At 43.9% G+C, this 23,205-nt stretch carries 20 protein-coding genes; 10 read left to right on the plus strand and 10 right to left on the minus strand.

Annotated elements, in window-relative coordinates:
• Window positions 1-18 precede the first annotated feature (18 nt).
• Genes BM043_RS19710 through BM043_RS13690 form a run of 3 tightly spaced genes read right to left on the minus strand, consistent with a single transcriptional unit; the run spans window position 19 to window position 3,007 of the window.
• Window positions 19-1,794, minus strand: a complete 1,776-nt coding sequence (locus BM043_RS19710; protein WP_245753037.1) for a c-type cytochrome — start codon at window positions 1,792-1,794, stop codon at window positions 19-21.
• Window positions 1,795-1,801: 7 nt separating this feature from the next.
• The gene (gene ric, locus BM043_RS13685; protein ID WP_092792584.1) at window positions 1,802-2,527 is read right to left on the minus strand and encodes an iron-sulfur cluster repair di-iron protein; all 726 of its coding nucleotides are present in this window, start codon (window positions 2,525-2,527) and stop codon (window positions 1,802-1,804) included.
• 48 nt (window positions 2,528-2,575) lie between these two features.
• Entirely contained in the window at window positions 2,576-3,007 is a 432-nt protein-coding gene (locus tag BM043_RS13690; protein WP_092792586.1) for an RrF2 family transcriptional regulator, read from the minus strand.
• A gap of 173 nt (window positions 3,008-3,180) precedes the next feature.
• On the opposite strand from BM043_RS13690, the gene BM043_RS13695 reads away from it, so the two are divergent.
• Window positions 3,181-3,600 carry a DUF1905 domain-containing protein gene (locus tag BM043_RS13695; RefSeq protein ID WP_092792814.1) on the plus strand — a complete coding sequence of 140 codons (420 nt, stop codon included), beginning with the start codon at window positions 3,181-3,183 and terminating at the stop codon, window positions 3,598-3,600.
• 24 nt (window positions 3,601-3,624) lie between these two features.
• On the opposite strand, the gene BM043_RS13700 is transcribed toward BM043_RS13695, so the two are convergent.
• The 7 genes from BM043_RS13700 to BM043_RS13730 all read right to left on the minus strand — a co-directional run bounded on the left by BM043_RS13700 (window position 3,625) and on the right by BM043_RS13730 (window position 12,933).
• Complete coding sequence (locus tag BM043_RS13700) at window positions 3,625-5,106, minus strand: pyruvate kinase (RefSeq protein ID WP_092792588.1); 1,482 nt, start codon at window positions 5,104-5,106, stop codon at window positions 3,625-3,627.
• Window positions 5,091-8,225 (minus strand): efflux RND transporter permease subunit, encoded by a 3,135-nt coding sequence (locus BM043_RS13705; RefSeq protein ID WP_092792590.1) that lies wholly within the window; start codon window positions 8,223-8,225, stop codon window positions 5,091-5,093. The genes BM043_RS13700 and BM043_RS13705 overlap by 16 nt, the downstream gene beginning before the upstream one ends.
• Window positions 8,222-9,283: an efflux RND transporter periplasmic adaptor subunit gene (locus BM043_RS13710; protein WP_092792592.1), complete on the minus strand. Its 1,062-nt coding sequence runs from the start codon at window positions 9,281-9,283 to the stop codon at window positions 8,222-8,224. Before BM043_RS13710 ends, BM043_RS13705 begins: the two co-directional genes overlap by 4 nt.
• Window positions 9,284-9,292: 9 nt before the next feature.
• Entirely contained in the window at window positions 9,293-10,609 is a 1,317-nt protein-coding gene (locus tag BM043_RS13715; RefSeq protein WP_092792594.1) for a TolC family protein, read from the minus strand.
• A gap of 16 nt (window positions 10,610-10,625) precedes the next feature.
• Window positions 10,626-11,201 carry a TetR/AcrR family transcriptional regulator gene (locus BM043_RS13720; protein ID WP_092792596.1) on the minus strand — a complete coding sequence of 192 codons (576 nt, stop codon included), beginning with the start codon at window positions 11,199-11,201 and terminating at the stop codon, window positions 10,626-10,628.
• Window positions 11,202-11,300: 99 nt separating this feature from the next.
• Window positions 11,301-12,218 carry a bifunctional molybdenum cofactor biosynthesis protein MoaC/MoaB gene (gene moaCB / locus BM043_RS13725; protein ID WP_092792598.1) on the minus strand — a complete coding sequence of 306 codons (918 nt, stop codon included), beginning with the start codon at window positions 12,216-12,218 and terminating at the stop codon, window positions 11,301-11,303.
• 85 nt (window positions 12,219-12,303) lie between these two features.
• Window positions 12,304-12,933: a class I SAM-dependent methyltransferase gene (locus BM043_RS13730; protein WP_092792600.1), complete on the minus strand. Its 630-nt coding sequence runs from the start codon at window positions 12,931-12,933 to the stop codon at window positions 12,304-12,306.
• A 261-nt stretch (window positions 12,934-13,194) separates the two neighbouring features.
• On the opposite strand from BM043_RS13730, the gene BM043_RS13740 reads away from it, so the two are divergent.
• From BM043_RS13740 to BM043_RS13780, 9 genes are all read left to right on the plus strand, one after another.
• Window positions 13,195-14,991 (plus strand): hypothetical protein, encoded by a 1,797-nt coding sequence (locus BM043_RS13740; protein WP_092792604.1) that lies wholly within the window; start codon window positions 13,195-13,197, stop codon window positions 14,989-14,991.
• Window positions 14,992-15,137: 146 nt separating this feature from the next.
• Window positions 15,138-15,878, plus strand: a complete 741-nt coding sequence (locus BM043_RS13745) for a DUF542 domain-containing protein (RefSeq protein ID WP_092792606.1) — start codon at window positions 15,138-15,140, stop codon at window positions 15,876-15,878.
• A gap of 2 nt (window positions 15,879-15,880) precedes the next feature.
• A complete protein-coding gene (locus tag BM043_RS13750; protein WP_092792608.1) occupies window positions 15,881-17,011 on the plus strand; it encodes a hypothetical protein in 1,131 nt (376 codons plus the stop codon).
• Window positions 17,004-17,384, plus strand: coding sequence for a hypothetical protein (locus BM043_RS13755; protein WP_092792611.1), 381 nt, complete (start codon window positions 17,004-17,006; stop codon window positions 17,382-17,384). Before BM043_RS13750 ends, BM043_RS13755 begins: the two co-directional genes overlap by 8 nt.
• 84 nt (window positions 17,385-17,468) lie before the next feature.
• On the plus strand, window positions 17,469-19,739 hold the full coding sequence (locus BM043_RS13760) for a TonB-dependent receptor domain-containing protein (RefSeq protein ID WP_092792816.1): 2,271 nt from the start codon (window positions 17,469-17,471) through the stop codon (window positions 19,737-19,739).
• A gap of 150 nt (window positions 19,740-19,889) precedes the next feature.
• Window positions 19,890-20,447: a fasciclin domain-containing protein gene (locus BM043_RS13765; RefSeq protein ID WP_092792613.1), complete on the plus strand. Its 558-nt coding sequence runs from the start codon at window positions 19,890-19,892 to the stop codon at window positions 20,445-20,447.
• A gap of 102 nt (window positions 20,448-20,549) precedes the next feature.
• Window positions 20,550-20,993 (plus strand): RrF2 family transcriptional regulator, encoded by a 444-nt coding sequence (locus BM043_RS13770; RefSeq protein WP_092792817.1) that lies wholly within the window; start codon window positions 20,550-20,552, stop codon window positions 20,991-20,993.
• 82 nt (window positions 20,994-21,075) lie between these two features.
• Window positions 21,076-21,576, plus strand: coding sequence for a DUF937 domain-containing protein (locus tag BM043_RS13775; protein ID WP_092792615.1), 501 nt, complete (start codon window positions 21,076-21,078; stop codon window positions 21,574-21,576).
• A gap of 99 nt (window positions 21,577-21,675) precedes the next feature.
• Entirely contained in the window at window positions 21,676-23,067 is a 1,392-nt protein-coding gene (locus tag BM043_RS13780; RefSeq protein ID WP_092792617.1) for a glycoside hydrolase family 30 protein, read from the plus strand.
• The last annotated feature ends 138 nt before the right edge of the window (window positions 23,068-23,205 follow it).

Consider the following 23,205-nt stretch of genomic DNA (forward strand, 5'->3'; position numbering starts at 1 on the left):
TTTTTTTGTCTGGGTTATTTATAGTGCGCCGTCTTTCTCACCGGCTTTTTCTAAATCATTTTTTCGGAGGAACTCTAAAATCCCCCGGGCATCACCCACTGAGATATTTTGATTGGGCATCCGGGTAAGACATTCGGCCAAAAGCTCCTGAGCCACAGGGTCCTCATCCAGCATCACGTCCACATTGGTAATCATATTCATGATCCACTCGGGACGACGGCGATTGGTCACGCCTTGGAAGCCCGGACCGACGAGGCGCTTATCATTGAGCTGATGACAGGCTGTACATTTCATGTCTACGATGGCTTTTCCGGTACTCACCAGATTTTCATCGATGGATTCGTCGAGCTCCACATTTTTGATTTCACCGATTCCTTTTGGATCAGCTTTGACTTCTTGAGTGGCTTCTTCTTGCTGTGGAGAACTTGCAGTATTTTGCGTCTCTCCTCCTCCGCATGCGGTCATGAGTATCCCTAGGATTCCCAAAGACCAGATAAGTGACTTTTTCATAGACTGGTTAGTGTTTTGGTTTGGATTTTTTGAGGTTAAATTAAATTGTGAATTATACTGGGAATTGTTTTCAAGTTGAGTAATCCAAAGGATGGCTAATCCCAAGGGAAATAAAATGGAGAATAGAAATAGGAGCAGATTGTACCCTGGAATAAAACCAAGCTCCAACCAGAGCAATAGCCCTTGGGTGAAAAGCAGGATTTCGGTGCTGAGAAATGCAGTCATTACGACAAGCCAGCCTATGGTACTCGACCGCTCCTGCGAAAGGTCTCCATTGATCATACCCACGGCTCCCAACCCAAAACTCATGACTCCCAAAAGCACCAGATGAAGAAACCCGATCACAAATTGCCTGATCGTGTAGGAGATCACCGCGACTGAAGGAAGCAGCAGTAAAAGTTGAAGGAAAGCTTTGGCTGCCAAACTGATCAATGCCACATAAATCAATAGCTTGACTAGACTGGGTATTTCCAAGCTTTTGACTCCAATGAATAATTCTAGGAAAATCCAGAAATAGACTAATCCCTGAAGTGCGACTGCGAAACCGTTGATTGTGAAAAACAGCGGATTCGGATCCGCCCAGGTGATGACTAAAGCAAAAGTGAGCACTACCGAAAGGATCATTGCCCAAATCCGAAAGACCGTCCAGTGAATCGCTCCCTTTACCTGCTCAACACGATAAATCAAGAGCCCCAGCGTACCCAGCACAAACCAACCATTCAGCTGAAAGTGGAGAAACCACTGAATGCTCATGAAATACAATTCATGCATTCTGCCCAGAGTAGCTGTCACAGGGCCGAGAGCCCAAAGTCCCAAGGTGGAGATCAACTGAAACCAAATCGCAATTTGAATCAATCGAATACCTAGACCGGAAGATTGCATCTGAAGCGTCCGGAGAATCTTAACCGCTATGCCATAAGAAACCAGCACATGAAGCGTCGAAAAGCAAATACTCCAAACTCCATAGCCCTGCAGCGGGAAAGTGACCAGCATTGCGATCAGGGAAATCAATGTAAGGACAAAGAGCTTTTTGTATTTATAAATTAGCTCACTGGGCGATTCCAAACTGAAAATAATCCCTCCTGTGATCATCAAATACCCCCAACCCAATAGTGCCAAATGTGAATGGGTATGGAGAATGTTTTTGTAATCAAAAACCGCTGGCATCTCCATCACATGAAACGAACGCATCAATAACCCTAGCAAGGCCGCAATCAAAAAGAAAGCTAAGGCCCACCGGGTCCAGGTCTGCTTAAACGCGATATGTGAAAAAGTGCTGGTCATTACTGGGTTAATTCAAGTTATTTAATTCTTTAAATAATTGCAAAGCACTGGGAAATAGGATGTTATTCTCCAAATGAATATGCTTGTGCAAATCCTGCTCGAATTCCTGAAGCATGGAAAAGGCCACTCGATAGGTTTGACAGGCATCTGCAGGAGCAGTATATTCTGAGGTCAAATCTGAAATTCTTCTAAAGCGGTCTCCTTCTATTTCATGATCATCCTCCATCATGTGGATGGGATTTTCGATATGCCCAAAGTGCGGTTCGGATAATGGAAAACCACTCATTTTGGCATCTTGCATGGCTTTGATAAATGGGAAAAGCACAAACTCTTCCTTCTTCATATGGATAGTCAATGCATCAGCTGCTTGCGCAAATTCCTTTCTGATTTCCGACAATTCGGGATGTCGATCTCCATGTACTTTTTCAATCTTTTCGGTGAAAAACTTCAAAGCAGGAATGGTATCCTCCACATATTTATGGTGTGTGGTCACGATATGATCAATCAATTGACTCAAGCTAAACTGTCGATAATCGACCGCATCAGTTTCTCGGATCGCCTCCTCGAGTTCCGCAGCTACTTGAGTGGCAGATACGCCTTTCTTTTCACAGGCATCGGTGAGTTTTATGCCGCCTTTGCAGCAGAAATCAATACCATATTGGTTGAATACACGGGCGGTACGGAAATTTTCCGCTACGATCCCTCCTACTTTTTTTTCGAGTAATGTTTCCATTTTAATTCAGATTAAAGGATTTTTTTATCTTATTTATTATCAAATTTTTTAATACTTCAAATAGCTGATACCAGATTGAATCCCGGATGCCATGTCTTTCAAGGTCGTGGTAAGCATCATCCCATTGAGATGCTCACGAATGGACTTGAATTTGGAATGTACCGCACAAGGATGGTCTTCAGAGCACTTTTCAAGCCCCAATGCACAACCCGTGAAGATTTGATCGCCATCGATGACTTGGACAATTTTGTAAAGACTGGTTTTTCTGCCATTATCTTCGATTAAGAATCCTCCGTGGGGACCTTTAATAGATATTAGTAGATTCTCCTTAACCAGCGTTTGCAGGATTTTGGCCGTAAATGCTTCTGGAGAATTGATCGCCTCGGCAATTTCCTTTAAGCCGGCACGCTCTTGCCCCTTAGGCAAAGTGGCCAGATAGATCATGGCATTGATGGCGTATTTGCAGGCTTTGGAAAACATGGTCCTTTTTTTTGTTGGATCAAATATAGAAGAATTTTATAAAGGATAAAAATATCTTTTATTATTTTTTTTAAAAATTTCCTGCACTGAATTAAATTTATTGTGGCCGAATGATAATTCATGTTTAATCATAGGATCAAACCGGAGGATGGAAATATAGGTTGACAGGAAATATGAAGAAGCTAATCATTGAAAACGAAATTTTGGAACTCCTCTACATCCCTGGCAACGGGGCATGGACCTACCAACTTCGAATACCCAACACCAAAGACATTAAAGGGAAATGGGGTGATATTAAAGTTTCGGGAACAATCGATGATTATCCGATCGGAATCAAAAATCTGGGACCGGACAAAGAAAATGACAAAAAGCTAGCTGTAAACGGCGAAATAAGAAAAAGTATAGGCAAAACCGGCGGAGACCAAGTACGGGTCACTTTATATCTGCATGTAAAGAAGCAGCAACTTTCGAAAAAGCAAATCCTAGATACATTCAAAGAATCAGCAGTTTTGGAGCAATTTAATAAACTCTCCATACCCAGACAGGAGTCTCTCCTGCAAGAGATTTTAAGCGAAACCCAACTTGAAAAATAGGAAGATTTACTACTCAAGTATATTTCAAAGTGGACCTGATTTTTTTGACAAAAACCGTTGAGCGATAGACAAAGCTCTGAAGGTATAGCGTTTTTTATCTCGATGACCCTCCATACGTTTGGCAATTTCGGCCAGTGATTCCAACACTGCCGCGGTATGTGCCCCCTTATTGATCATGATACATTCCGCCAAAGTTGCTTTTGAAGCATCGGTAATTTCGGCACGGGTTGCAAGACCGGATTTATGGAGTGATTCCATGACTTGGGTCGCCCAGATCACAGGAACGTGTGCAGCTTCACAAATCCACAAAATTTCATCCTGCACCTCACTCATCCGTTCAAAACCGACTTCCACGGCCAAATCCCCGCGGGCGATCATTACACCGACAAAAGGCATTTTCATTCCTTCAATCAGTAAAGCAGGAAGATTAGTTACTGCAAGGGCTGTCTCAATTTTTAAGATGGCAGGGGGAATTTCCTCCGAAATTTTCCTCATTTCCTCCATCAAATGCGCCAGATCTTTTGGTCGATTGACAAAAGAATAACCGATAAGATCCGCGTGTTTTACGGCAAAAGGCAGGACTTTGAGATCATAGTCAGTCAATGGATCAATTTTCAGTTTGGAATCGGGAAAGTTGATTCCCTTACCAGGCTTGACCGTGGGCTTCTTTTTAAAAATATGGGTAACACGGACTTCCACACGAAAATCAGAAATCTTTCGTTCGATAATCCCCTGAATCTTTCCATCATCAATCAAGACCCGCTCCCCTTTTTTCAAAAAAGGTAGAATTGACGTTTCTGTAGGACTGATCATCACCAACTTGGACTGATCCAATCCCTCGGCATCATCTGTCAAATAAAAACATCCTCCCTTATCGATTTTAAGAGCGCTTTCATCCACTTGCATTCCTAGAAATTGAGTCCTGATCTTTGGCCCGGCGAGGTCCATATAAATCTTACAACTGCCATTGTTCATCTGCTCAGCTTGTCGGATGGCCTGGATAATAGCCAGCCAATCTTGCTCCGAATCATGAGCCAAATTAATTCGCGCTATCCGCATTCCGCGCTTCATAAAATCAGCAATTTCTTCAGCATTTGTCCCATTTTGGCCATCTAGGGTAACCATCACATGATGCGATTTGGATTTTTGTTGGCCAAATAAGCGATTTACATTTTCCTCCAGAATTGCCTTGGCAAAAGGATACGTGCAGGTTGCCAAATCTTTATGTGCATAAGATTTACCCAATCTTCGCTGAATCGCCTGCAGTTGAAAGCGAACATGACTTTCGGAATTGGAAAGTGCAGAAAGCCCCGCATTGTGCAGACTGAGCTGCAGGTCCCGTCGGTCTGCATTTCTTAAAGTCAAATAATGGATTAAATTTTTCCAGGAATTGTAGTTTCGAGGTTCAATTTCGCCTGCTTCGGAAATACGCTTTTCTACCTCCTCAATCATTTCACAGTCTAAATCATCCAGTTCTGATTTAAGTTGATTCAATCCAGTCTCCATTTTGCTTTTGGTTCTGTTTTTTTGGATTTAAAAACCAAGCTCAATTTACATCTTATATTTTCAATAAACTCATAGACCATCGGTACGAGATAAACAGTCAAAATTAGAGAAGAAATCAATCCACCGATAATCACCCACGCGAGTCCATTTTTCCATTCACTTCCAGTACCACTTGCCATGGCTATTGGCAGCATCCCGATTGCCATGGACAGGGTAGTCATCAGAATGGGTCGCATTCTCCCCTTCCCTGCCTCTAGCAAAGCTTCACGGGTACCCATTCCTTTTTCCTTCAGCTGATTGGCAAAATCCACGATCAAAATCGCATTTTTTGCGACCAACCCCATCAGCATGATCAATCCCAACAGCGCAAACAAACTCAGATTGTTCATAGTCAGATTAAGTGCAAGCATTGCTCCGATGACTGCCACCGGGATCGAAAACAACACTACAAATGGATACACAAAGCTGTCATACAGCGCAACCATGATCAGGTAGACTAGCAAAAAGGAAATCAATAAAACCTGACCCAAAGCCCCAAAACTATCATTTTGCCGCTTGATATCCGATCCCCACACCATACTGATTCCTTCAGGAAGAGGATTGTCTTTCAGATATGCCACAACTTCATCCGCTACGGTGCCAGAAGGTCTTCCCAAAGCATCCGCAGTCAAGGTCACCGCAGGCTGTCGATCTTTACGCTCAAGTAGCGATGGGGAATTCGCTTGAACTACCTCTGCCACTTGCGAAAGAACAATCGGCATCCCTTTGGGATTGATCAGCTGAAAGTTTTTGACATCCTCGTAAGATTGCCGGTTGAAATTATCCAGCTGAATGCGAACGGGATATTCCGTACCGGATTCGGTCAAGCTTGCATCCTCATTCCCTGCAAAGGCATTTCGAAGGGTCAATCCCAAAACAGCATTGGACAAGCCCAACCGCTGCAATTTATCGGAATCGGGGATTACCTGATACTCGGGACTTCCGTCCTCCACGGAAAGTTTGACGTAATCCGCACCGGGGATTTTCTCCACCACCAAGGACAAATCCTTTGCTACCTGCATCACCTGCTCTTGGTCAGGCCCATTCAAAGTCATCTCGATTGGAGCCGAACGAGGCACCAGCCCCAATGCAGTCATCGAAAAACTGATTCCTGGGAAAGTACGCTTGAGTTCTTCGCGTACATCTTTCATAAATTTCTCGGTAGAAAGCCCCCCAATTTCATTTTTATCCAAAAGCTGAACGGTCAATTCTGACTTGTAGGGCAATCCTACCCCCAAACTCCCGATGCCTGTTGTAGGACCTGCCACATTGCCGAAAAGTGTAGATACCTCAGGCTGCTGCATAAGAAATTGCTCGACTTCCAAGGTGCGGAGGTTATTTTCTTTGACACTGGTCGATTTATCGTATTCCAAGTACAGCCTAAACTTCCCCTGATCTCCAGTAGCGATCAGTTCCTTCCCGATAATCCCCTGTCGCAAAATGCCCAAGGTCATTACGAAAAGTAGAATGACGATACCCGTGAAAGCCAACTTATGATTCAAAACCCAAGTCAATTGCCGACCATACCAAGCAATAAATCGGTCCAATTGATGCTCAAAACCTATCAAAAAACGGTTGAATACATTGGTCGGCTTTAGATCTTCAGCCTTTCCGATGCGGGAAGCCATCCAAGGCGTGAGCGTAAACCCAACCAGCAAACTGGTCATAGTCGAGGTAATCACCACTACAGAAAACTGCTTGAGCATATCTGCCACAAAAACCTGAAGGAAAAGAATCGGCAGAAAAACCACCACGTCCACCAGCGTGATAGATAAGGCTGAAAATCCAATTTCCATCCGTCCATCCATTGCCGCCGACTTCTTGTCTTTTCCCATATCCAAATGCCGCTGGATATTTTCCAAAACAACCGTTGCATCATCCACCAAAATCCCGATAATCAGAGACATGGCAAGTAAAGTCATCAGATTGAGCGTATAGCCCAAAAGCCACATCACAGCAAAAGCAGTAACCAAGGAAGTTGGGATGGCAACTAATACGATTAGGGAGTTTCTGAAGCTGCGCAAAAAGAGCAGCATAACAAAAGCCACTAAGATCACTGCCAAAACTAGGTCGAAAACCACCGCATTTACGGCCGCAATCGTATTGTCCGTACTGTCATCGGCGATTACAAATGATACAGCGGCTGTTTTATATTGGGCTTCGATTTGGGAAAGTTTCGCACGGACAGCTTTTGACACATCAACGGCATTGGCATCGCCTTGCTTTTTAAGCAAAAGGCCAATTCCTTCTTTACCATTGAATCGGCTAACCGAGGTGATTTCCTTCATGCCGTCTTTGACCACGGCCAAATCACGGACATAAACCGGAGCACCTGCCAACGGCATCGCAACCTGGACCTGCTCGATTTCGGCGAGGTGACGAAACTTGCCACTTAGCCGGACGGCATTTTGAATTTGATCCGTCTGCACATTGCCAGCCGGTACATCCAATCCCGCTCGATTGATCGCTTCAACCACTTGCTGAAGCGAAATCTGGTAGTAACGTAACTTTTCCGGATCCACTTTCACCTGAATCTCCCGCTCCTCTCCACCGAGCACAGTGATTTCAGCCACACCTTTTAATTGCTGAATCTGAGGGATAAAATCATCCACCATTTTTTGATAAAACACCTTGGACTCCAAATTACTAGTCGAGGTGATGGACATAATCGGTAGATCATTGGGTGAAACCTTGGACATCACCGGTGAGAGCACATCCTCCGGCAGATCCTTGGAAATATTGTCGATGTAGCGCTGTGCATCCTGCATGGCCTGATCGAGATCGACCCCGTAATTCATGTTGGCGATCACGACGGATGCATTGGGCATGGACTTGGTGACCAAAAAATCGACTCCTTCCAGATTGGAAAGAGCGTCCTCGATTTTCTCTGACACCGAAGACTGCACCTCATCAGGCGAAGCACCCGGATAGCCTGTCTTGATGACCAGTACCGGCTGATTGAAATCTGGCATCAGCTCATAGGACAAATTGGTAAAGCCGATGTATCCTAGGAGGATAAACAAGCTAAACAATACGATGATCAACGAAGGCCGATTGATGGATATGGAAGTAATGTTCATCGCTCAGGGGAAAAATTGGGTTCGACATTTGCACCTTCAAAAACATTGACCAAGCCACCGGTAATGACTACATCGCCCGGTTTGATTCCGCTTTTCAGCAGTAATTGATCTCCAACCCGTCTGGAGATTTCGACGGCCTGAAGTTTTGCTTTCCCATCCTGAATCACATAGACTTGAGGCTGTAATTCAGACCCTACCAAAGCCGAGGCGGGTAGTACAATTCCTTTGGTATCCAGCTCTGCGTTGACCGTAATTTCACCAAACATCCCTGCTTTTACCGCTAAGTCCGCCGTATTTTCAAAGGTCAGTTCAACCGGGAAACTATTCCCAATCGATCCCCTGCTGCCGACCAAGGTCACTTTTGCAGCAATTTCTTTCGATAGGGAAGTAATCGTAACCAGCTGTGTGCTGCCGGATTGGAAGTAATTCAGATCATTCTCAGGAATCTGCACGGTCAGTTTCACGCGACTGATGTCGGTGACTTGAACAAGTGGCTTGCCTGGGGCTGCAAAATCTCCTGCTTCAGTCATTTTTGCCGTCACGATTCCTCCAAAAGGAGCCCGGATCGAGGACTTGGCGATTTGCTCTTTCAGAGTGGCGATTTGGACTTCCAATCCTGCGAGGGCCAGCTCCGTTTTTTCGAGCTGAATACCCTGAATGGCTTCATTTTCCACCAAAATCTGATAGCGCTTGAGATCCGCTTCGAGACCGCCTTTTTGCACCTCAGTGGCTTTGAGCTGAAGCTGGAGTAAAGCCACATCCTGCTGTAGGAGAAGCTGATTGGCACTTACGACTTGTCCCAATTCCACGGCCACCCGGGTGACTTTTCCCTGTACCTCTGCACTGATTTTACTTTCACGGATCGGTTCGATCACACCGGAAAATCCCCGCTGATTATCCAGCTGACCTTCGGACACTTTCATAGCAAAAACCGAAACAGTCTGTTCTTTATCATAGATATAGACTCGCTCTTGAGAAGTTTTTTTGTTCGATACCAGCGTTATCGCCACGATTGCGACTAGGGCCAGAGGAATGAGGTAAATGATGATCTTTTTCATAGTGCTTAATTAATCAAGAAGAGTAGCGGATGATTTTTTGAGTTCGAGGGTGGCTTTGAGGTACTCGACCATCGCATCGAGGTAGGCCTGCTGTGCAGTCCGAAGAGATTGGTCAGCCAGCAGAATATCGGTCAGCGTGGCTAGACCTTCTTGCTGCAGTAGTATGGATTTATCATAAATCGACTCGGCTAGAGTGATCTGGGATTGAGTAATTTGAATCTGCTTTTTGGCGGTAGCCTGCTGTCGCATCGCTGCCTCATACTGAACTTGAGTCTGATCGGCAATGAGAGATTTTTGAATGCTGGCATTGTTGAGTTCGAGTTCTTTTTGGCTGATTTTCTTGGAAGTGACTGTCCCGTTGAAAATCGGAAAACTCACCTGCGCACCCAGGAAACTCTGTGGGTAAAAATCCAAAAAAGACTTCGGCGAACCATTGTATCCAAAACCGGTTGTCCCATAATTAGCGACGAAACTCACACTTGGAATCCTTGACTTCTTGATGGCTTTGAGCTCTTGCGCAATCATTTTCTCTTGCAATTCCTGAATCCGAAGGTCTGAGGTCAGGCTTGGATTGGGAATACCCGATTCTTCGATTTGAACCGCCGACTCCACCTCGATGGCTCGATCGAGCGGCAAACCGATGACCAACTTCAGCTGCTGGAGGATCGTCGCGTATTGACTTTCCAGCTGAAAAATCTGGGATTCCAGCTGCTGATTTTGAAGAATCACTTTATCCAAATCGGTACGGATGGCCAGTTTTTGCTCGTAGAGCAGCCGGACATTTCGCTCGAGTTTTTGACCGTTGACTTGATTGGCTTGGAGGAAAGCCCGCTGATTTTTCAGAATTTGGGCGTTGTAATACAAATTGGACACTTCCAAGTGAATCTGCTCTTCAGTCCTGACCCGCTGCCATTCGCTCAGCTCTTGAAAAGATTCCGAAATCTGAATACCTGCCATCACCTGCGGGTCATAGATCGGCATTCGGAGATTGAGGTTGCCCATGATGGTATGGGGCACGCCAAACTGCACCGCCCGATACACGCCTTCCGGTCCACCAAATGCCGCTTGGGGAAGAATCTGGTAGGGCAGCTGAGTGAAATACTTGTAGTCTGCAGTCGCCATGACTTTGGGTAGCAGCTGACTTTTCGATTCCTGATTTTTCAAATCTCCGACTGCAACTTGATTCTGGGCAACCTGAAGGGTACGATTATGTACCATAGCCGTATCGAGGCTCTGCTGTAGCGTCCACTCCTGCGCTTTGATTTCTCCTACCAAAAAGAAGAGAAATAAAGAGAAGAGAATTTGTTTGTGAGTATTTACTAACATATTTAGGTAAATTTTTTTAACGCTTAATCATAGTTAAAATTGATTCGATGAGTTGAGTACCCGATGAATTCAAGTCGAAACTGAATCCTGAAACTCTCCATTTGAACATCTGAAGACGAAAAGCCCCCAACACCAAATGTACCATTTGCTCAGCTGAAACATCCGCCATGAATGTCCCATTGGACTGACCTTCCGAAATCAGCGGAAGCAAAAAACCCATCTTGGTCTGCATCAACGCTAGGATAGCCTGATTGATTTGATCACTTTCTTCCCAAAGTCCATCCGAAAACACCGCAACTACAAAATGGGGATGCTGGGTAAAAAACGAAAACTGGCTAGAAAAAATGGCATTGAATCGATCCTCAACCCTCAAATTTGGCTCAAGGGAGGAAAGTCGAGTCTGCATATTTTCCCGGAGAAACTCCAGCATGGCCAACGTAATGGCTTCCTTGCTGGGAAAGTGCCGATAAATCGCCGCCTCAGAAAATCCCATTTCAAGTGCCAGCTTTTTGGTGGTCAAACCTCCAATACCCGATTCGGTCAGGATTTTGCCCGCCGCATCGATGATTTCTTTTTGACGTTCGGAGATCATTTTTTTTGTTAGTTAGTATTTACTAACAAAGTTAGAAAAAGCTTCTAAAAATTGGTCCTTCTTTTGAAAATAATTTTTTGAAAGGGTACCAAAACCCCTTTAATGCCTAAAACTTGCCCCTTCCATCACTTTGAAAAGATGTAGCACTGCTGGAAAAACCGCATCGATAGATTCTTCAGCACCTTTGGTTGAGCCGGGAACGCCCATTATTAAGGTTTCTCCGATCAAGCCCACAATGGACCGAGATAACATCGCAAAGGGAGTTCGCTGCTGACCATAGTTTCGAATAGCCTCTTCGATACCGGGAATTCGCCGTTCGATAATTCCTTCTAAAGCGTCTGGAGTGACATCCCTTGGGGATAAACCCGTGCCACCTGTAAAAATCACCAAATCAAATTTTTCTGCCACCGCTTCCATTGCTGTTTTCTGAATTAAAGCAAATTCATCAGGGATGATCACATAATCAAAACCTAAAATGCCGTGCTTTTCTAATTTGGACTGAATCGCCAAACCGGCTTTGTCTTCACCTTTTCCAGCAGAAATGGAGTCCGAACAGACCACTATTTTCGCTTTTAAATCTTTCCCCAAGGGCTTTTTGTTCAAGTCTGATTTCCCCCCTTTTTTCTCCACCAACTTAATCTGCTCAATCATCACGCCTTTATCGATCGGCTTGAGCATATCATACATGGTCAGCGCGACGACCGAGGCAGCATGCATGGCCTCCACCTCTACACCAGTTTTGTAAATGGTATGAATTTCCACCAAAATTTTAACCTCCATCTCCCCTACTTCATAGCTCACCGAGGTGAATTCGACGGGAAGCGGATGACAATCGGGAATCATGTCTGCTGTCCGCTTGGCTGCAAAAAGTCCTGCCACGCGAGCGCATTCTAAGACATCTCCTTTGGGAACTGTTCGGTTTTTGATTGCTTGAATGGTCTCGGGAAGACTTACTTGTACGATCGCTTGGGCTATAGCTTTTCGGAGGGTGGAGTTTTTATGCGTGATATCGACCATGAGGTAAATTTGAAATGGATCATCTAAGTTAAGCCTTTCCCCGCATCAGCCCCAAATCGAACGGAATCTTTCTTTCTCCGAAAGTTTAAATCTCCAATCTCCTCTTTAAAATCACCACAGAGTAATTTTGAGCTTTTCCAGCAGGAGTGAAATGATCGTAATTGAACCCTTCGAAAAGTTGGAAATCAGCCTCAAAAAAACGAGTCAATTCCCCCACACTCCATTGCCGAACGGGTAAGTTGCTGCAAGTTTTGGGACCGTCGGGAGAAAAAGTATGGATCATCAAATAACCACCAGGATTAATACAGGCTGCGGCAATTTCTCGATAGAGAATTTGCTCCATCGGATCGGTTAAAAAATGGAAAGCTGCTCGATCGTGCCAAAAATCAAAGTACAGATCGACAGCAAATCCATCTAAAATATTCTGAGGATACCAATGGACATTTTTTGCTGCTTCTCCTAATCGATCTTGGGCATTTTCAAGGGCATTTTTGGACAAATCCAGCACATGGAGATTTTGATATCCTAAATAATTCAATTTGTCTACAAGAAGGCTATCTCCACCACCAACATCCAAAATATCAGCATCCAATTTCAAATCGACTTTTTGAATCGCCGCAAGAGATTTGGCAGGCAGGGCTTGATACCAACCAACTTGCGTACTGTCTTTGGTATCGTAGATGAAATCCCAATAATTGATGTGGGCTTTTGACATGATGAATAGGATCAGAAATCAAATTTGAAGTATCGAAGCCGTTTTTTTGGTGACTTTACTTACACTTCTAAAATCACTCATTCAATCCTCATAATTGCTTTAACAGGTTCCACTACATTCAAATCCCAGCAAATATCTACGTTCGGCAATTTTCTTTCTATGATTAAAATCAGCTCCTCGCAAGACAAAACACAGGGAAATCAGCTAGGAATGAATTCCCAAGCCCGATAATTTTGTCTTTAAATATAAATTGAATTACATATGCTCTCTTCTCCACATTCTTTTCATATCCCGGTCATGGGTCTGGGTTACACCGTAGATACACCGATCAAAGTAGCCCGATATGGGATTTCCAGTGTCGTGTCCATTATGGATGATCAGCTTTTGGAGCGGATGCGGGAGATTTATAGCAATAAAAATCAACTCGATTTTATCCCGATTAGTGAAAAAGAAGCTGATTATCGAGCAAAACGAATTCAGGCCTATTTGGATTTGATGCATGAGTTGATTCAGGTTCAAATGCAGGAAATTGATGTTTTCAGCCAAAATGGACTTGCTCAGCTCAAAACCTATGTGGATCTACTTCCTGAAAATCATCCTTTGCAGGAGCTTTTCCTTGAATTTTTTGAGGCAAATTCAGCTCAGGAAAAAGAAAAAATCGGAGCCCAAATCCAATCAATGATCCAACCCGGCAGTGTAGATGTCAACATCATGACCAAGGTGGACAAACTCAACAGTGATGAAAATGGGGAACTTCTACCTCGTGAGTTTTCGGATGCCCTTTCCGCTTTGCGGGGATTTGCCCAAAGCAAACTTTCGGGATCCGTAATTTTCTCAGCGGGAATGAATCCTGCTCTATTTGCCTATTTAGAGGAGTTTTCTGATTTTTTCCCGGCTGAAAAAGAAAATTTGAAAAAACAAGTCATCCTGAAAGTAAGCGATTACCGATCAGCTTTGATTCAGGGAAAATTCTTGGCCAAAAAAGGAATCTGGGTTTCCGAATTCCGAATCGAATCCGGACTGAATTGTGGCGGACATGCTTTTGCCACGGATGGTTTTTTGATCGGGCCCATTTTGGAAGAGTTCAAAGCAAACCGAGCAGAATTAACTCAAACCCTATTCGAAATTTGCTCAGAAGCTCACCTTCAAAAAGGGATCTCAACTTTCTCCTCTCCTCCCCAACTCAAAGTCACTTATCAGGGAGGAATTGGAACTGCGGAAGAAAACAGTTTCCTACAAAAGCATTATCAACTCGATGGTACCGGATGGGGAAGTCCCTTTTTGTTGGTTCCCGAAGCCACTTCAGTAGATGATGACACCCTTCAGCGAATTATTAAAGCCAAGCAAGCTGATTTTTACCTGAGTCATGCTTCGCCTTTGGGGGTTCCTTTTAACAATCTAAGAAATTCCAGTGCGGAAGAGCAACGAAAAGACCGAATTGCCCGAAACCGCCCGGGAAGTCCTTGCTATAAAAAATTCCTGTCCTTCAATACCGATCATACCGAAAAACCCATTTGCACCGCATCCAGACAATATCAAAATATTCAAAGCGAGCGATTTGAAAAGGGAGAAATCTCCAATCAAGAACTCCAAGAAACGCTGGTTAAGGATTGTCTCTGCGAGGGACTAAGTGCGCCGGCAATTTTGGCCAGTGGAGAAATACCCAAGCGAAATCTCAGTGCAGTGACTATTTGTCCGGGGCCTAATTTGGCCTATTTCAAAGGAATCTATTCCCTCAAGGAAATGGTAGGACATATCTACGGAAAGATCAAACTGAACCTCGAACCCGAGCGCCCACATGTTATAATCAAAGAAGCGCAACTCTATGTCAGCTACTTGAAAAATGAGTTTGAAAAAGTCAGTGATGCGGCAAATAAAAGGCAAATCACTTACTTGGAAAAATTTAGATCAAACCTTACCCATGGGGTCGAATATTACCAAAATCTGATCCGGGAAGTTCAGGTGGATACTGAGGAAAAGCTCGCTTCCATGAAAGAGGAATTGCACAAGCTTTATCAAGAAATTCAACAACTAGAACTAAAGGAAGTTTTGGTTTGATTCCTCTCCGATTGAGCATTGAAAATTGAATAATTTATTAAGGATGTTTTTGTCTTTTATTAGAAATATCTATAATATTGTATAGGGAATTGGGCGAAAGCCCATTTCTTTCAAACTTAAAGAGGATAATTTTATCCGATATTAATATGGAAAGTACTGATAAAACCATCGCAGACCTAGTTACAGCCGATTTTCGGGCTGCATTTGTATTTCGGGCATTTGGAATTGATTATTGCTGTGATGGCAGTAAAACCATCTCCGAATACTGCACAGATAATGATCTTAGCTCCAAGGAGATTTACGATTCGCTCAGCGAGGCTTATACCCGACCTTTGGAGCAAAACTTTGATTTCAAATTTTGGCCGTTGAATCTTTTGGCCACCTACATTGAAACCAAATTCCACAAACTCGCCAAAAAGCAAGTCCCCTTGATCAAAGCTGCGTTGGAGCGCGGGATTAGGCGACATGGTAAAGGTTTTCTTCAGCTACATGAAATCAGTTTGATCTTTGACCAAGCAGCGGAGGAACTCGCCCAGCATCTCAAGCGGGAAGAACTCATTCTTTTCCCCTATATCAAAAAAGTCTTCAAAAATAATGAAACCCGTCAGCTGATGCTGAGCAAGGACTTTTCAAAAATCCAACGGGATATTGAAAACCTCATGCTTGACCACGAGCAAGAGGGCGAATATTTGACTCAAATCCGGTCAATCACAGACAATTATTCTCTTCCGGAAGACAGCCCAAAAAGTATTCAGTTGATCTATTCCCTTTTGGAGGAATTTGACTTGTCCATGCAAAAACACATGCATCTCGAGCGGAATATCCTTTTCGAAGAAACCCTAAACCTCCTCTATCCTGAGAACGAGATTTCAATAGAATCCAGATAAAAATGAAATCGCTAGCCGATCCTGCATTTCTTCTTCCCTTAGTGCTTTTGGGTTTACTATCTGGTATTTCCGGAGGCTTTATTCGTGTGGGAAGTACGCTGACAGATTTTGGTGCGGCAGCGCATGGTTTATACATGGTTGGCGGGTTTTTGGGGACTTTGATTTCGATTGAGCGGGCGATGGTCATGAAGCAAAAGGCTTGGCTACTTGTTCCCTTTACCTCAGGAATTTCAACCCTGTTTTTCCTACTTGACTTGACAGAAATCGGCTATGGACTGTTGCTTTTGGCCTCCTCGGGTTTGGTCATTATCATGCACCTCCAGTCTCTCAAGCATCCCAAAATCCACACCTTCCTGCTTTATGGAGGTGCAGTGCTTTGGTTTTTGGGCAATTTTATGGCTTATGAGCAAGGATTAATTGCTGCTGGAGCGACGTGGTGGATTGGCTTTTTGCTATTTACGATCGTGGGTGAGCGATTGGAATTAAGTGAATTTCTTCCTGTCAAAAACTCCATCAAAAATCTCCTTTTGGCATTTTTGGCCATGTTTCTTTTGGGACTGATTTTCCCATTTCATGGAAGTGGACCGTACTTTATGGGTTCGAGTGCCCTTTTAATTGCCGGTTGGCTTTTATGCTATGACATGGCCAAGCTTTCGGTAAAAAAGGAAAACCAATTCAAATACATCGGACTCGGACTTTTGGTCGGTTATGTTTGGCTATTGATATTCGGGCTGACGATCCTACTTCTTTCCTCCCATCCGCTGTATTACGATTTGCTTTTGCACAGCTTCTTCTTAGGGTTTGTATTTTCGATGATTTGGGCGCATGCACCGATTATTTTCCCTTTGATTTTTGGCTTCAAAGAAAGTCCTTTTCACTCGATCCTGTGGATTCCTTGGGCGATTTTTCAAGTGAGTTTGATTGGGCGATTTCTCAGTTCTTGGATGTTTCGGATCGATGAAAGAAGAGGTTTTGCTGTTGTCAATGGATTTAGCATTCTAGTGATTTTCATGACGATGGCTGCCATAGTCCTTTGGAAGAAAAGGTTTGACAAAAAGACAAAAACATCACAAAGTGATATCGCTCACAATAGGCAAAAAAAAGTAGGGCTAAATTTCGAAATCAATGCCTAGGGCAGTCCTACATATTGCCTTTGTCCTACTCATTCTACTTAACGGAATGGGGTACAGTCTGATTCAACTCCATTTTTATTGGGATCGGGAAGAAATCACGGCGCTTTACTGCATTAATAAGGACAAACCCGAACTGCAATGCGATGGCCAATGCGAATTGGGCAAAAGATTGGCCGAAACAAAAAATCAAAGAAATGAACAGGGTGAAGAAATCACGCTGGAGGAACTTCAGCTCACTTTCCTTGTCCAGGATTTCACCAAAATCAACCTGAGTTCTCCAGATTTTATCGGTCAAAAACAATCTTTTCTTCACCCCACAGAACTGATTTCATCCCTTCACTTGGATGTATTTCACCCACCTCAGAGTAGCTGATTTTCAGATAAAAACAGCTTGAATTCCCCTTTGAGACAAAAGGAAGGGGGAATCATGTCTATTCATTCTCTAAATCAGCTAAAAATGAACACATCATCAAAAATAAACCGACTGTTACTGTTTGGACTTCTGATCTTCTTTGGCATCATAAACGAAGCTCAAGCCCAACAAACTATACGTTTTCGACTCATCGATCCCGAACAAGGTTTGGATATTCCGGGAGTCAGCTATCGCTATGCCGATGTACAGGGCATTTCCGATACAGATGGATTTATTCAATTCCAGTTTAAGTCCGAAACCAGGCTTTTCCTGCGTCATATCAGCTATGGCAACTGGGACCTGAGTCCCGAGGAAATATTGAAAGCAAATCAAATTGGCAGAATTGAGCGAAGTGAAAATATATTTCAGCTTTCGCCCGTTTCAGTCATTTCCTTAAAGATGACTGAGGAAAAAGATAAAAAAATCGTGCTTTCAGATCAAGAACGGCTTCATCACGATGCCGGGGCGATTTTATCGCTCAATCCAGCTGTGGCGGGTATCCGTAAGGGAGGCAGTTTTGCCTTTGACCCGGTCATGCGAGGATTCAAATATGATCAGCTCAATATCGTCATAAATGGAATGCAAAGCGCCAATGCGGCTTGCCCCAATCGCATGGACCCTCCGACTAGTCAAGTTGCCCTGAACCGTATCAAAGAAGTAGAAATCCTAAAAGGCCCGCATGCGCTTCGGTACGGAATTGGACTGGGCGGCACGATCAATTACATCCAGGAATCCCCTGATTTCAGTTCGGAATCAGGTATCTATGGCAGACTTTCCTCCCTCTACGAATCCAACGGAAACGTCAGTAGAAATGAAGGCCGAATAGGTTTTCAAGGAAGTAATTACGATGTTGGGATTTTAGGAAGTTGGGCCAAAGGAAGCGATTACAAAGACGGAACTGGACAATTTGTTCCTTCCGATTTTACACGAGGCACTGTGGGTATGTACGGAGACCTGAGGATCAGCCCAAAAGATTTGGTACAAGTCTCAATCAACCGAAATTTTGCCCGTGATGTGGATTTCCCCTCCCTCAATATGGATCTCAGAACTGATGATACCTGGATGGGAAGTATCAAACACACCAGAAATTTCAAAGGTGGCTCTTTAGCTTCTTGGACGAGCTCCGCTTATTTCACTCGAGTAGATCACCTTATGGATAATTTGCTTCGGGATATAGACCCCCGAATGGTCAATTCATCCACTCCAGCCATTACCGAGAATTGGGGAATCCGAACAGAGGGTTTATGGAAGTTCAAATCCGGAAAACTCTATGCAGGAATGGACCATAAAGTGGAGGCAGCAGAGGGCACCCGAATTCGTGAAATGCTCATGGGACCCATGGCTGGGAAAACCGTTTACGATAACCTATGGCAGAACTCCCAAATCAGCAAAACTGGCGTATTTGCCAATTACACTTTCCCGGTAGGCCAAACCATTCTGACCACCTCAGGTCGATTGGATGTCAATCAAGCCATCGCCAACGATCCTGCGGAGGAATTCCTACTCCTTCATCCCGAAGCTAAAAACACCCAACTCAATCCAGGGCTGAGTATTGGAGCGCAAAGGTCGCTAGGATCATCATTTAATGTAGGTCTTTGGGCAGCGGCAGTGCAGCGGAGTGGAGGCTTACTCGAGCGTTTTATCAATTACCTTCCAGTGGGCTTGGATCCATTTGAGTTAGTCGGCAACCCACAGATCAAGCCGGAAACCAATTACGAAATCGACTTCGTTTTGGGCTATGACATTGAAGGATTCTCCTTGGAAGCCACTGTTTTTGGTTCCTATTTGACAGATTATATTTCCTCTGTCAAAACAGACTTGAAGCCACGCCTGCCTTCCAGTCCAGGAGTCCGACAATATGTCAATATCGATGAAGCATACAAAACAGGATTTGAGTTGGCTTTTAAGCAAAGAATATCTCAGCGAGTACAGCATTCGGTGCAATTGGCCTATACCTATGGTAAAGACCTCGGCCTCAACGCTGCTTTGCCGGAAATAGCACCTTTTGACCTTCGGTATCGAATCCAAGGACAATTCGTCAAAGACAAACTTCACGCTGGACTTACCCTCCGTCAAGTCGCTACACAAAACAGAGTTTCTGAAGTATTCGGCGAACAAAAGACTCCTGGCTTTACTTTAATCGATGCGGATGTAAGCTATCCACTTGGAAATTCACTCTTGTTAAAAACCGGTGCACAAAACCTTCTAAATGAAGCATACTATGAGCATCTGAGCAGACCCATTGGAGCCGATAAAAGCCCCATGTTTTCACCGGGTAGAAATTTCTTCCTGATGATCAGTTACAAATTTCCATAGGTTTTCTTAATGTTAAAAAATGGCCCCAATCGGGGTCATTTTTTTATTAAAAATAAAAGATCTACTTATCTTTATTTGCAAAATTATATTGTATTTTTATCTCCGTAAAATGGCTTCAAAAACAGCTAATTAACCCATATCCCACAGCTTATGAAAAAGCAAATAGCAATCCTCATCACCTTCCTAGTTCCTTGGTTTATACAGGGATGTGGAGAAAGTACAAGCACTGCCGAAAATGTCACTCAGTCCGAAGCAGCGAAGCTTGGTGGCCAGTCATCTGTCCAAGATTCAGATTCCAATCCTAATGTGGTACAAGTAGCGGTGGGTTCGGAAGATCACAGCACACTGGTATCAGCATTGCAGGCCGCAGAATACGTAGATGCGCTGACCAATGTAGGTCCATTTACCGTCTTCGCACCAACCAACGATGCCTTTGATCAGCTTCCCGAAGGCACTTTGGAAAACCTAACCCAATCCGAAAATCAACGACAATTACGTGATATTTTAGAATATCATGTGCTTTTGGGCGTCTACAAGGCAGAGGACTTTGTGGATAATCGAAAATTGGGCACAGCCGATGGAAGATCTCTCTTAGTTACAAAAAGAGAAGATGGATCAGTCAAAATAAATGGGGCTAAAATTATTGGCACCTTACCGGCTTCCAATGGGATCATCCACGTAGTTGATCAAGTATTATTGCCAAAATAACGCAAAAGTAAATATGGTTGAATGGGTAAAAGACCGGGTCCAGTTGGATTCGGTTTTTTTGCTTTTGTGAAATTGAATATATTTAGGACAAAATTCTCCTATATGTTTTCCAAAGCAAGCCAATACGCCATCAAAGCCATCATCTATATTTGGACTCAAAGTCTTCAAGACAGCAAAGCCGGTGCTAAGGAAATCGGAGCAGCAATCGATGCTCCTGAGGCTTTTACTGCCAAAATCCTACAGCAACTCAGCCGTGCAAAGCTTATCGGTTCGGTCAAAGGTCCCAATGGAGGATTCTACGCCGATGAATCACACGCCAACAAAACCCTCAAGGACGTGGTCCGCGCTGTGGACGGAGATAGCCTCTTTTCGGGTTGTAGCCTTGGATTGAATAAATGCTCTGAAAAAAATCCCTGCCCCCTACATTTTGAAATAGTAGCGATCAGACAAAAGCTCGATCACATGCTTACCAATAAAAGTATCAAACATTTAGCCGTGGAGGTAATCAAAGGGGAAACCAATATTAAGCGGATTCTCCAATCCTAACAATTATAATTTAATTCATCCATCATTTTTTGGCTTTAGTTTTATTTTTTGAGGATATTCAGGTAATCAAACTTTTACTATTATGATCGATCAATTATTAAAAATGGCAGACGGACCCCTGAGGGACCTCCTAGCTAATTCAGATGTACCAGCCAATCCCGGAGATGCTTCGGCAATCGAAGATACACTGGCTTCGATTTTACAGCGAAAAGCCCAATCAGGCGATTTGGATGCCTTGAAGGAAATGTTTTCCGGGGCAGATACAAACCCCAACAGTCCGGTGGTAAATAATCTCGCCGGGGATGTTTCGGAAGGTTTGAAATCCAAACTTGGGATAGACGGCGGTCAGGCCATGAAAATTGCCATGGCAGCGCTCCCCATGTTGATGAACTTCTTCAATAAGAAAGTTAATGATGCACCTCAGGACAATTCAGATATTATGAATTCAGTGATCGGAGCGCTTCAAGGAGGCGGAGGCAGTGGTCAAGCCGATATTTTGGGTTCGCTCCTCGGCGGTGGAAAAGGCGGAGGGGGAATGGACCTCGGAGGCCTGATGAATATGGGTAAAGGTTTGTTTAAATAAAGCTAGCCAAAAAGTCTTTTTCCATTCATTTTTTCCAAGACAACGCAAAATTCATAAAAGCTCTGAGGACAATTCTCAGGGCTTTTCTTAATTTCAGGGATGAAAAACCCCAGCCTCATCTTCCTCAGCTTTCTTTTCCTTTTTTTCAGCTTTTGTACTTCCAAAAACCAGACCCCGGAGTTTTGGCTTACAGACCCAAAAGCCTCAGTTTTATTTGAACCCCAAGAAGCGATTCCCGAATCCGGTGAATCCAGCAAAACAATTCAAATCAATCGGGATTCTACGTACCAAAGCATGGATGGCTTTGGATATACCCTAAGTCAGGGTTCGGCACAGCATTTACTTCAAATGAGTGATTCTGCCCGGGCTAGTATTTTGGAAGAACTCTTTGGGAATGGGAAAAACAGCATCCGAATCAATTATCTGAGACTTTCTGTAGCCGCCTCTGATTTGAATGAATTTCCGTTTTCCTACAATGATTTACAGGATTCACTTGCCGTGGATCCCGAGTTGGAAAACTTTAGTCTTAGCCATGACACCTTGGATGTCGTTCCTGTTTTGAAAATGATTTTGGAGATCAATCCCGACATCAAGTTAATGGCTTCCCCCTGGTCTCCCCCAAAATGGATGAAGGACAACAAAGACACCCGCGGAGGCTCACTTTTGGAGGAATTTGAGCCATCCTATGCCCACTATCTTGTCAAATACATTCAGGCAATGGAAGCTGAAGGAATTTCCATCGACGCACTGACCATCCAAAACGAACCCCTTCATCCCGGAAACAATCCCTCCCTTATGATGCTTCCTGAGCAGCAAGCCCGCTTTATCGGTAAGCACCTGGGACCTGCATTCGAAGATGCGGGTATACAGACCAAAATCGTGGTTTACGATCACAATGCGGACCGACCGGATTATCCGATCACGGTGCTGAGTGACTCTTTGGCCAATCAGTACATTGATGGCGCTGCTTTTCATCTTTATGGTGGGGAAATCGAAGCACTTTCGAAAGTTCATCAGGCATTTCCCGACAAAAATCTCTACTTCACCGAACAGTGGGTGGGCGCACCGGGAAACCTGGAAGAAGATATTCACTGGCATGTCAAACATCTCCTGATCGGCGCTCCCCGAAATTGGGCCAAGACGGTTTTGGAATGGAATCTAAGCTCCAATCCCGAACTCACACCCCATACCGATCGGGGTGGCTGCAGTCGCTGTTTGGGTGCGGTGACGATAGATGGTGATCAAGTTACCCGAAATCCAGCCTACTACACCATCGCCCACGCCAGTAAATTTGTGGATGATGGCTCGCTACGAATTGATTCCACACCTATTGAAGGATTGCCCAATGTAGCTTATCTCACTCCCAAAGGAAAAAAAGTACTGATTGTACTCAACGATGGCGATGAACCTATCGACTTTCAAGTCCAAGAAAATGAAACCAAATTCAAAGGCAGCTTAAATCCAGGCGCTGTTGGGACTTGGGTTTGGTGAAATTTTCTGACGAAAGAAAACGCAAATCTATTTATGAGAAAGTCGATGGTCTTTAAAAACCCTCACTTTAAGCGTATTTAAGTACGCTGGTATATTTATTTGGATATAATGAAATAAAATTCGAAAATTAGATATTCT

This window comes from Algoriphagus hitonicola (genome assembly GCF_900113375.1).
Lineage (GTDB): Bacteria > Bacteroidota > Bacteroidia > Cytophagales > Cyclobacteriaceae > Algoriphagus > Algoriphagus hitonicola.

Bases quoted from the DNA above. Each gene is read 5' to 3' on its own strand.
- BM043_RS13720 (WP_092792596.1), bottom strand. From the start codon at position 11,201: ATGATCTCCGAACGTCAAAAAGAAATCATCGATGCGGCGGGCAAAATC.
- ric (WP_092792584.1), bottom strand. From the start codon at position 2,527: ATGGAAACATTACTCGAAAAAAAAGTAGGAGGGATCGTAGCGGAAAAT.
- BM043_RS13775 (WP_092792615.1), top strand. From the start codon at position 21,076: ATGATCGATCAATTATTAAAAATGGCAGACGGACCCCTGAGGGACCTC.
- BM043_RS13760 (WP_092792816.1), top strand. From the start codon at position 17,469: ATGAACACATCATCAAAAATAAACCGACTGTTACTGTTTGGACTTCTG.
- BM043_RS13730 (WP_092792600.1), bottom strand. From the start codon at position 12,933: ATGTCAAAAGCCCACATCAATTATTGGGATTTCATCTACGATACCAAA.
- BM043_RS13740 (WP_092792604.1), top strand. From the start codon at position 13,195: ATGCTCTCTTCTCCACATTCTTTTCATATCCCGGTCATGGGTCTGGGT.
- BM043_RS13765 (WP_092792613.1), top strand. From the start codon at position 19,890: ATGAAAAAGCAAATAGCAATCCTCATCACCTTCCTAGTTCCTTGGTTT.
- BM043_RS13755 (WP_092792611.1), top strand. From the start codon at position 17,004: ATGCCTAGGGCAGTCCTACATATTGCCTTTGTCCTACTCATTCTACTT.
- BM043_RS13695 (WP_092792814.1), top strand. From the start codon at position 3,181: ATGAAGAAGCTAATCATTGAAAACGAAATTTTGGAACTCCTCTACATC.
- BM043_RS13780 (WP_092792617.1), top strand. From the start codon at position 21,676: ATGAAAAACCCCAGCCTCATCTTCCTCAGCTTTCTTTTCCTTTTTTTC.
- BM043_RS13750 (WP_092792608.1), top strand. From the start codon at position 15,881: ATGAAATCGCTAGCCGATCCTGCATTTCTTCTTCCCTTAGTGCTTTTG.
- BM043_RS19710 (WP_245753037.1), bottom strand. From the start codon at position 1,794: ATGACCAGCACTTTTTCACATATCGCGTTTAAGCAGACCTGGACCCGG.
- BM043_RS13705 (WP_092792590.1), bottom strand. From the start codon at position 8,225: ATGAACATTACTTCCATATCCATCAATCGGCCTTCGTTGATCATCGTA.
- BM043_RS13710 (WP_092792592.1), bottom strand. From the start codon at position 9,283: ATGAAAAAGATCATCATTTACCTCATTCCTCTGGCCCTAGTCGCAATC.
- BM043_RS13690 (WP_092792586.1), bottom strand. From the start codon at position 3,007: ATGTTTTCCAAAGCCTGCAAATACGCCATCAATGCCATGATCTATCTG.
- BM043_RS13700 (WP_092792588.1), bottom strand. From the start codon at position 5,106: ATGGAGACTGGATTGAATCAACTTAAATCAGAACTGGATGATTTAGAC.
- BM043_RS13745 (WP_092792606.1), top strand. From the start codon at position 15,138: ATGGAAAGTACTGATAAAACCATCGCAGACCTAGTTACAGCCGATTTT.
- BM043_RS13715 (WP_092792594.1), bottom strand. From the start codon at position 10,609: ATGTTAGTAAATACTCACAAACAAATTCTCTTCTCTTTATTTCTCTTC.
- BM043_RS13770 (WP_092792817.1), top strand. From the start codon at position 20,550: ATGTTTTCCAAAGCAAGCCAATACGCCATCAAAGCCATCATCTATATT.
- moaCB (WP_092792598.1), bottom strand. From the start codon at position 12,218: ATGGTCGATATCACGCATAAAAACTCCACCCTCCGAAAAGCTATAGCC.